The sequence below is a fragment of the Psychrobacter sp. ANT_H59 genome, from assembly GCF_008369225.1.
GTDB lineage: Bacteria > Pseudomonadota > Gammaproteobacteria > Pseudomonadales > Moraxellaceae > Psychrobacter > Psychrobacter cryohalolentis.
The window spans coordinates 347,600-360,253 of the sequence record NZ_VOBE01000003.1 but is presented as its reverse complement, the minus strand read 5'-3'; the positions used below and the strand labels follow the sequence as shown (position 1 = coordinate 360,253).

At 41.9% G+C, this 12,654-nt stretch carries 6 protein-coding genes and 1 pseudogene; all 7 read left to right on the top strand.

All coding sequences use genetic code 11. From position 1 onward, the window contains the following. Window positions 1-568 precede the first annotated feature (568 nt). The 7 genes and pseudogenes from pilG (at window position 569) to FQ083_RS07145 (ending at window position 12,651) form a co-directional block, all read left to right on the top strand. Window positions 569-946: a twitching motility response regulator PilG gene (gene pilG, locus FQ083_RS07175; RefSeq protein ID WP_011514416.1), complete on the top strand. Its 378-nt coding sequence runs from the start codon at window positions 569-571 to the stop codon at window positions 944-946. 165 nt (window positions 947-1,111) lie between these two features. Beyond that, window positions 1,112-1,474, top strand: coding sequence for a PleD family two-component system response regulator (locus FQ083_RS07170; protein ID WP_011514415.1), 363 nt, complete (start codon window positions 1,112-1,114; stop codon window positions 1,472-1,474). A gap of 3 nt (window positions 1,475-1,477) precedes the next feature. After that, entirely contained in the window at window positions 1,478-2,008 is a 531-nt protein-coding gene (locus FQ083_RS07165) for a chemotaxis protein CheW (protein ID WP_133104761.1), read from the top strand. 526 nt (window positions 2,009-2,534) lie between these two features. Further along, a pseudogene (locus tag FQ083_RS07160) lies at window positions 2,535-3,539 on the top strand (methyl-accepting chemotaxis protein); the annotation flags it as partial. A 252-nt stretch (window positions 3,540-3,791) separates the two neighbouring features. Further along, the gene (locus FQ083_RS07155; protein WP_262880940.1) at window positions 3,792-4,697 is read left to right on the top strand and encodes a CheR family methyltransferase; all 906 of its coding nucleotides are present in this window, start codon (window positions 3,792-3,794) and stop codon (window positions 4,695-4,697) included. A gap of 30 nt (window positions 4,698-4,727) precedes the next feature. Next, window positions 4,728-11,648, top strand: a complete 6,921-nt coding sequence (locus FQ083_RS07150) for an Hpt domain-containing protein (protein ID WP_149409362.1) — start codon at window positions 4,728-4,730, stop codon at window positions 11,646-11,648. Next, window positions 11,641-12,651 carry a chemotaxis protein CheB gene (locus FQ083_RS07145; RefSeq protein WP_149409361.1) on the top strand — a complete coding sequence of 337 codons (1,011 nt, stop codon included), beginning with the start codon at window positions 11,641-11,643 and terminating at the stop codon, window positions 12,649-12,651. The genes FQ083_RS07150 and FQ083_RS07145 overlap by 8 nt, the downstream gene beginning before the upstream one ends. Window positions 12,652-12,654: the final 3 nt, after the last annotated feature.

Sequence of the window (12,654 nt, the reverse complement as noted above, 5' to 3'; positions counted from 1 at the left end):
AGCACTAGATGAGACGCTGTAGAATGCCGTTTTTATATAGAGAATATTCGTTAAGTGGCTAAATTTAGAACATAATTTCACTAATTACTGGATAATGGCTGGTAACTGTGCTAAAACGAACATATCAAAATATATTGATACATTTTTATCACAAAGGTAAATTATTCAGTAAGATGAGTGCTGGTTCTATATAATGGCTACGATTGGAAAGACGACATTTAACAACGAGGCTATTCACTTGCGACTTGGTTGATTTTTTCGGTTTTCAATATAGTAGATTTTTGATGAGACTAGATATTTAACTATTTTTATAGCAAGCAATATTGAATAAGAGATACTCGTTTATTGACAGAGGATTTGATTACATTATTCATTAAATTTGCCTGCGATAATTAATGGTTGCAGAGTATGAGTAATCATTGAATTTATGGCTATAATAACGCTGTAAGAAATTTAGCATAACGCCCAACATACTAAGATAATTCATTGTGAGTAAACAGTACTACGCGTGAGTAGTACTGTGAACATATCGCATAATGAATAAACAGTCGTTAATAGGACAATAAGAATGGAAAATAATTTTGATGGTTTAAAAGTAATGGTTATTGATGACTCAAAAACCATTCGCCGTACCGCAGAAACCTTGCTGCAAAAAGCGGGCTGTGAAGTTGTCACTGCCATTGATGGATTTGATGCCTTGGCTAAGATTGTCGATCATAATCCAGATATTATTTTTGTGGATATCATGATGCCACGTTTGGACGGTTATCAAACTTGTGCCTTGATTAAAAATAACCCTGACTATGCCAGTAAACCTGTGATTATGTTGTCATCTAAAGATGGTTTATTTGATAAAGCCCGTGGACGTATTGTAGGTTCTGATGAATATCTGACCAAACCGTTTAGTAAGGATGAGCTTTTTGAGGCAATTAATCAGTATCGTTAATCTGTAAAATGATCATAAAAAGTGGTCAAGGCTTTTTCATATAACGATAAAATATTGTTGTCATAATCAGTAATGTGCATTCAGCTCAGCATGAAATATTACTTCAATCGGTTTGTTTTAACACTCTATATCTAACAGATATCATCGAAAATAAAGGAAATAACTATGACTACTGTATTAGTCATTGACGATTCACCATCTGAGATGGCGAAATTTCGCGACATGCTTTCTAAAAATAACTATCAAGTATTGGAAGCAACCAATGGTGAACAAGGCTGCCAGATGGCCATTGCTCATCTACCAGACGTCATTTTGATGGATGTGGTCATGCCTGAAATGAATGGTTTTCAGGCAACTCGTAAAATCACTCGTGACAAGGCAACAGCACATATTCCTATCATCATGATCAGTACCAAAAATCAAGAAACCGATCGTGTATGGGGCAAGCGTCAAGGTGCAAAAGAGTATCTTACCAAGCCTATTGATGAAAGCGGTCTGGTCCAGATCATTCGCAAAGTAATGGAGTAGCTTGTGGCATCGAGAGGATTTATTGAGCTTCTGCGTATAGCAGATATGGCACGTTCGCGTAAAAGCGGACGCCGCGGCGGACAAGAATTTGACTGGCAAGGGGTGGTATTTGAGATTGGCGGACAACGCTTGGTTGCGCCAATGGGTCAAGTAGCAGAAGTATTATCCATGCCAGAATATACCAGCGTGCCCTTAGTAAAGCCTTGGATGCTCGGTATTGCTAATATTCGTGGGCGTTTACTGCCATTGACCGATTTGTCTCGATTTTTACAAGTGCCGAGTCGGTTAGCGCAAATGAGTCAGCGTAAAGTTATGGTTATCGACCATGATAATGTGTTTTCAGGGTTACTTGTTGACCAAGTGATTGGTATCGAGCAGTTTACTCTAGACCAATATCGTCCAGAAGCCATTGAACCGAATTCGCCATTTGCACCTTATAACCATGGCAAATTTTTCAAAGATGAACAAGATTGGTATGTGTTTATGCCAAGCTTACTGACACAGGATCTACAGTATACCGATGCTGCAATATAACTGTCTTTAATGACCCGTCATGTTTGATCATGAGGTGTTCATCAAAACGATGGCAGAAGAATCATAGCTGACATGATCCGGTGGTGTGTCAGCATTCATACAGGCTTTGTTCATCACGGTTGTTTTGATAACACTATGATTTCAGAGTCAGTCACAATAAGACTTTGATGATTGTTTGAAAGGAATAAATGCGATGAGTGATGTTATAAATAACCCTGTAAGCGGTGTAAATAAAGCCGCGACAAATGCAAACAGTCAATGGAAACTATTACTAGGCGGTTGTGCTCTAGTGGCTATGGGTGCTCTATTGGCGCTGATCAATGCCATATCCTCGGTCAGTGAGTATTTAACGGATTTCAATCAAGCTGTCATAATACCGGTAGTTGTCTTTGTGCTCAGTGTACTGGGTATCTTTTTCGCTTTTTATAAGTTGCTACAGCAGCGCGGTGGCTCAGAACGTCTCCTTATCGAAAAAGAGACCTTACGTCGTCGTCAAGAAGCAGAAGCTGAGTCTGAACGTGCGCGCCAAATCCAAGAAGAAAACGAGCGTAACCAGATTGCTATTTTGCGCCTACTTGATGAGTTGGGTGATTTGGCAGACGGCGATTTGACGGTCAATGCAACAGTATCAGAAGACTTCACTGGTGCAATTGCCGACTCTGTTAACTTTGCTATCGACCAACTACGCCAATTGGTACTGGTTATTAACAGTACCGCAGATCGCGTTTCGCAGTCATCAGAGCAAACACAGATGAATGCAGTCGAGCTTGCGGCAGCCTCTGAGCATCAAGCACAAGAAATCGCTGGTGTGTCTGCGGCTATTAATGAGATGACGGTGTCCATTGACCAAGTTTCGAATAACGCTGCAGAATCTGCAACGGTTGCTCAGCGTTCGGTTGCCATCTCTTACAATGGAGCAGAAGTAGTACAGCGCTCTATTGAAGGTATGAACGTTATCCGTGATCAGATTCAAGAAACCTCAAAACGTATTAAACGTCTTGGTGAGTCTTCGCAGGAAATTGGTGATATCGTTGGTTTGATTAACGATATTGCAGACCAAACTAACGTTTTGGCATTAAACGCAGCGATTCAGGCATCGATGGCAGGTGAAGCAGGACGAGGCTTTGCGGTTGTTGCTGATGAGGTTCAGCGTCTTGCTGAGCGTTCGGCAAATGCAACTAAGCAGATTGAGACGTTGGTAAAAACCATTCAGGCAGATACCAGTGAAGCGGTCATGTCGATGGAATCAACGACGTCTGAAGTCGTACGTGGTGCGCGGTTGGCAAAAGATGCGGGTGAAGCACTAGAAGAGGTGCAAACCGTTTCTAATACTTTGGCTGATCTCATTCAGAATATTTCAAATGCTGCTCTGCAACAGGCAGAGTCAGCAGGTCATATCTCTCATACCATGAACATTATTCAAGATATTACCTCTCAAACGTCTTCTGGTACGATGGCGACTGCACGTTCTATTGGTGAGCTAAGCGAAATGGCTGCAGCACTACAAGAATCAGTCACCGGCTTTAAAATATCAAATGATGATGAGCAGTTGAATCATGAAAGCATGGATCATGAATATCTCGATATGGATGAGAGAGTCTCAGCCAGTATGTAACAACTGTCGATAATAGCTATGATTTTTCCTATGGAAATGTTAACCAAATTGCTGCTCTAAACAGACATTATAAAATTTGGAGCAGCAACATTAATAGCAGGTCGCATGAATCATCATATTCAAAAAGGCAGTATCCATATAATTGAAGCTACATCAATAGACAGCCTCATGCAAGATAATGTGAAAATGATACGGCATGACGATTATTTTGATACTAGACAGTGGCAACGCTATATAGAGTGTGAGATTGGTTTTATTTTACCTAATATTCAATGTAATTGGTTGGAAAATGCGGTGATTCACACGGCATTGTTTTATGGATTGACTACCGTCCAGTTGTGGCAGCAGTTGCCGTTTAACAATGAGCTACGCCAGCATTTGCTTGATAAAGTATTGATTCATGAAAGCCGATTTTTCCGTCATCTGCCTTCTATCAATTTTGTCACAGAATGTGCAGAGCAGCATCAGCGCCGCAAGCGGATATCTGCTGATACTAGTGAGATGTTTCACATATGGAGTGTGGGCTGCGCGAGCGGACAAGAGACTTGGTCTCTGGCAATGAGTTTGGCTGCAAAGCAATTGAGCAATTACACGATCTTGGGTACAGATGTCAGTCAACAAGTACTAGCAAAGGCGCGATTGGGTCAATATGACGCTAAACAGCAATCATTAATCCCGCCATATTGTCAGCAGTTTGTGCAATCATTATCACCAGCAATCATGGCTGACGAAGCGAGTATTGGTAACACTTATCTAAATAGAACCACGACAAGTAGTAGCTATGGCTACTGGCAGGTCGCAGCAACGTTAAAATCGCAGGTCCGTTTTGCTTTACACAATATTATGGATGAAAAACCGCCTACCGCACATCTACAACAGGTGATTGTTTGTCAAAATATGCTGCTATATTTTCGCAAGTTTGATCAGCGTGATATTTTAGCTCGATTATCAAAACAATGCGCCTTGGGTGGTTATATTATATTGGCTCCAGGTGAGGCGCTATTTTGGCGTCCTTCAAATATGCGCCGTATTGCGCACCCACATCTCAATGCGTGGCAAAAAATCAGTACCTAAATTAGCGCCTAAAAGAGTCAGGATGAATCTATGAAAAACCAGCCCAATGACATGGTAACGCTTGAGTGGTTATTGCCACTGTTTAATCAGCAATTAACACAGGTAGCTGATGGCTGGCAATTAGAGACAGCACGTACTAATGACGAGCAAATGGCACGGTACTATCATGAAATTGCTGGTGCCCTGATCATGATTAATTTGCCTGCTCTCGCAAGTTTAGCGAATAAGCTTAGCTTATTAGCAGAAGCCACTGTTTTTGATGGTTTGGATAATGGCAGCTTAGATATAAATTTGGCTGCTGAGAAACTAAGAATAGGGCAGATTGCTCATAAAGTGTTACAGCGTGAGCTGGAACATTATGTGCGCACAGGTAGATATCATAGTGTTTTAATGAATAAAACGCTGACTGATCTAGCGCAAGTCTTATCGCAGTTTGATATAGTCACAGAGCCGCTTGCAGATACGTTATCATTGACGACAGACAGTCATTTGGCTAGCTTATCGGATTATGATGATATTGACATAACCCTACCTGTGAGTAGGGCAGTGTCAGATTTAGATAGTCAACAGCATCGGCAATTGCTATTAGTGTGGCGCCAACAGACGCAAAAATTGCTCGCTGCCAATATGAATGAGCCTGCTATCCTGACTGTGCTACAAAAGGTCAGCCATTATTTATGGCAAACGGCGCAAGAAGCTGATTTGCAGCGCTTGTGGTATATGGCTGAGCTGTGGCTACAGGATCTTGGGCAAAATGAAATACCACTACCTAAGCAGTATGCAGGAATATTAAGTCAGCTGGATCAATTGATAGACAGTCCTCAAGATCAGATTGAGCCATCTATAAGCGAGATTCAAAGTCTCATTAGTCATATTTATAGCGAATTAAGTAGCCTTATTCATAACAGTGATAATGCTGAATCTTTATTGAATGGCAGTGTACAGATAGACGCTGAAGTAGGTCTCTTACCTCGTATATTGAGTGAGATTGAGACGATTATTTTTGCACTTGATAAACCTCATACTTTGCTAAAACCTTTAGCGAAAATAAATAACCAGCTTAAAAGTCGTGGCTGGACATTATTTGCCTCACAAATCGATGCTATTGTGACTAATGTAGAGCGTAGCCTCTTATCAGAGCAGGATTTTACGCAAGAACAATGGCAGATTGAACGTCAGCTACAAGAGTTGTATAGCGCTGTCTATAATACAGAACAAATGATTTCTATCAAAATGGATGATGTAGATGCATTCACTATTTCTGCTCGCACTGATAATGACTTGCAACCAGCAAACAGTTTAGATGTTAGTTCTGTTAATGTGGATTTACGTGAGTTACGTATTGCGGCTGAAGAAGTTAAGCAAGATTTTCATAACTATATACAACGCCAACAGTTAGAATTACTGCCAGAGCAGGCAATTTTTATGAGCATGAGCCATGCTTTTAATAGTATGGAGCTGCCAGCGATTGGTGAAGTAGTCGACAAGATAGCCGATATATTTGTACAGATACATACTCATAATATTGCCATATTGAGCTGGGACGTTATTGAAGCGTTGGCAGAGAGCTTGAGTGCCATTGAGCTATTATTGGATTATCTTGCGCAACAGTTTGTTGATCAAACACTACTAGAAAAAGCAAATGCTTATATTGATACGGCAGCCAAGCTACTTAATGCATATATCGATGCGCCTGAAGCAGTCAACGATACTTTCCTCACCCAAAAACCAGCTGCCAATGATGTATTGCGCTATGACGACAGCGGTGAGATTGCGCCTGTCACTGTGCCGTCTTTTGATACTGAGACGTTGACTGACTCACTATTAGACAATGAAAAAGCTGTAGGGACAGAGTATAGCGAAGCTTTATTGAAAATGCGCCAACAGCTAAATCCTGATACCTTCGATATCGATGAAGACATTCGAGAAATATTCATTGAAGAAGTTGAAGAAGTGATTGGTGATCTAGAAGACTTTTTACCAATATGGCAGGAAGATGCGCAAGATTTAACACCATTAACGGAACTACGTCGCGGTTTCCACACTTTAAAGGGCTCGGGACGTATGGTGGGTGCTGTTAGCATCAGCGAGATGGCATGGTCTATCGAAAATCTACTCAACCGTTTATTGGATAAAACCTTATTCGTAACGGACGATGTGGTAACGTTGATAACAGAAACGACCAAACGCCTACCCGTTATGCTATTTGACTTTGCAGCACAGCAGCCACCAAGCTTTGACCCTGCTATTACTCTTTTGCAAAGTCATAACTTGATGACTCAGCAACCACTAAATGCAGGTTTGCCAGTAGCTGCGCCTACGTCATTAACAGCTGATATTGAAGAATCGGACCTTGCATCAGATCATTATGTACTTGACCATAATTTGCACTTGCAAGCCATAAGCTCAGTCTCTGAGCCAGCTAACACTTTGGATGCATTGTCAGATTTAGAGCTCCCTTTGGTATTACAGCCATTTATTTTGGAAGCAAAGTCGCTAGTGACAGATGCAAACGATGCTGATCCTGATATTAAAGAGATATTTATAGAAGAGGCTAATGAAGTCTTAGATGAAATCATCCCTTTATATGGACATTGGCAGCTTTCACCTACTGATTTGACTGAACTGAAAGACATACGCCGTGGCTTTCACACTCTGAAGGGCTCTGGTCGGATGGTCGGTGCTCATTACAGTGCTGAATTAGCATGGTCTATAGAAAACATGCTAAACCGCATTTTAGATAAGAGCATAACTGCCTCAGTGGATATACAGCAGCTGATTGGTGATGTATTGGCCGTATATCCTGAGTTACTAAGCACTTTCGAGCGTGAAAGCCAAGATTATCCTACTATGATGCCATTGTGGGTGGCCTGCGCTAATGCTTATAGCAAACAATTAGGTGATGAATTCAGTTACTGTGCATTATACAATCAATGGTTACAGCCTGCTAAGCATACGCCAAGTCACATTGATTTAGACAGTCGTATTCAAGATTTGGAGAATGATGAAGCCATTGATCGCACCTTGCAGACGATTTATTCGGTCAATGAAAAAATGGCAGAAGCACCAGTTATTGTGATGCCTCAAAGTGAAGAAGAACAGGCGTTTTTTGACATCTTTATTGAAGAGGCAGAAGAGTTGTTAGAAGGCGTTAATGACTTTGTACGTCATCATAAAAATGAGCCATATGTCGAGGTAAGTGATGAGATTGTGCGCGCATTCCATACTTTGAGAGCAGCTTCTGGCTCTAGTGCATTGACTGCCATTAGCGAAGTGAGTGCGACGATAGAGCAAAGCTTAGAGCTTCTACAGCAGCAGGATATACCGATGAATGCAAGCCATTTAACTGCACTGGCCCAATCTGTCACGCTTATTGATGGTTATCTCCATAACTATAAACAACATGCAAACCAGCAAGATATGTCGGCAGAGCATATGCAAAGCGAGCAGGATATCGCCTCGTTACAGGCGATGCTTGAAGAGCAAGATGACGATAGTGAGGCAAGCACTGAGGATAAACCAACGATTAATGAATTGTTAGATGGCAATATTGATGAGTTATTAGACGCCGAGTGGCAATTAGATGAAGCGCTTAACAGTGCTGATATCGAGAAAATCCAAGCCTATATCGCTGAGCAAATTTTACAAATTAAATATTTAACTGACAAAGCACAAGCCTTTCCAAAATTCGTCTCTATTCTTGATGCCTTACAAGATGCTTATCATTATTTGAGCCAGTATCCAAAAGAAGCGTCAGATATTGATATCCAAGAAATCCTACTTGCAGGTCATGCGCAGTTAGTTGGTTTATTTGATGCTTTAGCAGGCAGTACGTCATTAAAAATTGATGAGCAAGTACTAGAGAAGTTAGAGAGTATCAAGCAATACAACATCGTGCAAGCTAGTATCGTGCAAGACAATATTGTGCAAGACAATATCGTGCAAGATAAGAATGAAAGTGATGAAAATATAGCCGATGAAGAACAGGCTACTGTACAAAGTATGGCCGCACCTGAGCTAGAGCTTGAAACTATCGATACGGATATTGAGCTACTAGAAATCTTCTTAGAAGAAGCGCAAGAGCTTGATGATGCGCTGGTCGATAGTTTCAGTAAGTGGCGTGCAGACATCACCCATATTAATACCTTAAAGGTACTCCAACGCCATCTGCATACCATCAAAGGTGGTGCTCGTATGGCTGGTATCCGCAGTATTGGCGACTTGACTCATGAAGCAGAAAGCGTTTATGAGGCGTTTGTAGAATCTAAACGCGAGCCAACCGCGCAGTGGCTTGAGATTATGCAAGTGGTGCAAGATACCTTATCGCTGCAGGTAGCACACATTGTACGTTATCAAAAATCTTTTTTTGCGCCTGAGCTCATGGCTCAATTACAGCAGTTCTTAAAAGCACAAGCATTGCCAGAAACGGTACAGCTTATTATTCCTATGCCAAATAACCATGTGGCAGCTGAGCCTCAAATCTTTGCCAATCAAGATAGCCAACATGTAGCAAATGAGGCAGATGCGTTAAGTTTAGATAAAATCGTTCAGCAATCGTGGGCGCATGGTTTACCTGATGCCGATATTTTAGAAGTTTTCTTAGAAGAGGCCACAGCGCTCACCAATCGTAATGAATATCTACAGTTATTCTTAAATGATGCTGGTGACATGGTTGCGCTGCAAGCACTACAGCGCGACTTGCATACCTTAAAAGGTGGTGCACGTATGGTTACTGCTACTGGTATTGCTGATTTGGCTCATGAAATGGAATCAGTTTATCAAGACTTTGTTGCTCAGCGCCGCCCTGCAACCACGAAAGTGCTGGAGTTGTTGGCTGCTTGTTATGACTGGCTAGCAGATGCTGTTTTTATCCTATCGCAGCAAGTGAATCCGCCAACACCTAGTTTACTAATTGAGGCATTACAGCAATTTAGTAAAAACCCTAATAGTTTAAAGCAGGTACCAGCAGAAACCCTGCAAGCTCAGCGTGAAACGATTTTAATTGCCAAAGAAAATCAAGAAACAACCTATATCCAAGAAGATATCAGCGCCATGCCGCTGATGGTTAACGATGCGACTGAACAAGAGCAAAATACCAATAATAATGAGATGATTCGTATCTCAGGCAGTCTGATTGAGCATATGATTAACCTGTCAGGTGAGTCTGCGATTAACCGTGCTCGTATAGATATGGGCATCAGTAGCTTGACCAACAGTATTGAAGAGATGGGTACTACCGTACAGCGTCTAGCGGATCAGTTGCGCCGTATGGAAATTGAGCTTGAGGCACAGATTTTATCGCAGATTGATGAAGATCTGGTCAATCATGAAGGTTTTGACCCGCTGGAGATGGATCAATACTCTTCTTTGAATCAGCTGTCAAAATCTTTGTCAGAGTCGGCATCGGATTTGGTCGAAATTAACCATACTTTATTAGAGAAAACGCGTGATAGTGAAAGTCTATTGCTCCAGTTATCTCGGACGCAGACTGAATTACAAGATGGTTTGATGAACTCACGTATGGTTCCTTTTACGCGATTAACACCAAGGCTTGAGCGTATTGTCCGCCAAACGGCTAATGAGCTGAATAAGTCGGTTGAGCTAAAAATTATCAATGCTGATGATGAGATGGATAGAACCATTCTAGAGCGTATCACCTCACCGCTTGAGCATATGTTACGTAACGCAGTCGATCATGGTATCGAAAATGTGGCAGCAAGGCTGGCAGCAGGTAAAGAGCGCAGCGGTCAAATCACGCTAGAAGTACTACGTGAAGGAAGTGAAATTGTCATTTTGCTCAATGACGATGGACAAGGGATTGATGTAGAGGCGGTACGTGAAAAAGCCATTTCTCAGGGTTTGATCGACGCCAAAGATAGGAATCTTAGCGACCTTGATATCATGCAATATATATTTAATGCTGGTCTTAGTACCAGCAAACAGGTCACGCAGATATCAGGGCGCGGCGTCGGTATGGACGTTGTTATCAGTGAGATTCGTCAGCTAGGTGGTGCTGTATCCGTGGTATCAGAGCTTGGCAAAGGATCGAGCTTTACCATCCGTGTACCATTAACGGTAGCTGTGTCCGATGCTTTGGTAGTTCGAGCAGCTGATCGTTACTATGCCATACCTCTGGTGCAGATTGAACGCGTTGTACGTATCAATCCAGAAAAAGTCTATGACTATTATCAATCGGGTAAGGCGACTCTCAATTTTGAAGATACCGACTATCGTGTACGCTATTTAAATGAGATTTTATCTGGTAATAAGCTCAATGAGCTGGTCGTTAATACCAATACTAGCGTGCCGCTTATTATCATCAAAAACCGCAGTGGTCAGAATATGGCCTTACAAGTCGATCAAATAGCAGGCTCACGTATTGAAGTAGTGGTAAAACCTTTGGGGCAACAGTTCTCAAATTTATCTGGTATCTCAGCGGCTACCATTATGGGCGATGGCTCAGTGATGCTCATTCTAGACTTGATAGCCTTGATGCGTAACGCGGCTTTAGTCAAAGACGTCACGCATTCTAAAGCTACTGAACAAAGAAATATGGATTCCAATACCACGATTCTGGTCGTTGATGATTCAGTCACAGTCAGAAAAGTAACATCACGATTCTTAGAGCGTCAAGGGTTCAATGTGGTACTTGCCAAAGATGGTATCGATGCGCTTGAGATACTACAAGAGATGACGCCTGACTTAATGCTGCTTGATATTGAAATGCCGCGCATGGACGGTTTTGAAGTTGCTACCCAAGTCAGACATAATGGACGCTTGCAGCATTTGCCTATTATCATGATTACCTCACGAACCGGTGAGAAGCATCGTGAACGTGCCCTTGAGATTGGGGTAAATGACTATATGGGCAAACCTTTCCAAGAAAACCAGCTGCTTGATAAAATCCAAAGTTTATTGGATGAAAAGGTCCACCTAACTCATCATGGGTAACATACGTGCCTTGGCGTTAAAAGATAAAAATGAGATTAAAGTACTGGTGGTGGCAGAAGACCATCAGCAGCGGATGGCGTTCTCTGATACAGTGCGGAGCTGTGGCTTTCATCTGGTGGATTGCGTTACACCATCGCAGTTGAAGGATAAGTTTGATGGTTATGAAAGCGCTATTGATATCTGGTTGATAGACAGTGATTACGATGAGCATCTAGCGACCATGACAGCTGCTTCCAATCCTGTAGCGATGTTGGTCGGGTTTAGTCAAGCGCCTTATCTTAATGAGGCGCAGCAGTACGCTAAATGGCAACGTAAATTCAAACGTAAGCTTGCGCAACTGCTGGATTTGCCAAATCTTATCGATAATTCTGTCTATAAGGATGATATTAGTGATTGGCGTTATGTGGTGTTCTTAGGGGCATCTATGGGTGGTCCTAGTGCGGTTAAAGCGTTCTTAGATCACCTATCGCCAACACTGCCGATAAGTATTTTACTAGCGCATCATTTTAATCAAACCATGATTAGTACCTTGCCACGTATATTAAATCGCCATAATGACTGGCACTGCCAGATGATTACTTCCTCGCAGCGCATGCGTACAGGTCAATGTCTGATCGTACCTATCGATCAACAGATTGTCTGTGACTCAACTGGTCGCATTATCTTATTAGATCAGGCTTGGGTAGGGGGTTATAAACCTGCAATTGGTCAGATTCTCAAAAACACCAGCGATGTTTATGGTAGCGAGCTGATAAACATTATCTTTTCAGGTATGGGTAATGATGGCACGCAGTATTTAGATTTGATACAAGATAATGACAGTCAATTATGGGCACAAGACCCAAGTTTGAGTACTTGTCCCAGTCAGCCACAGGCTATCATTGACTCAGGATATTGTACCTTTATCGGCAGTCCTCAAGCATTGGCAGAAAAGCTGACCAACTATATTGCTAATAAAGCGACAAACGACACTCCACATTCATTTATTGTGAGCGACTTATGAGAC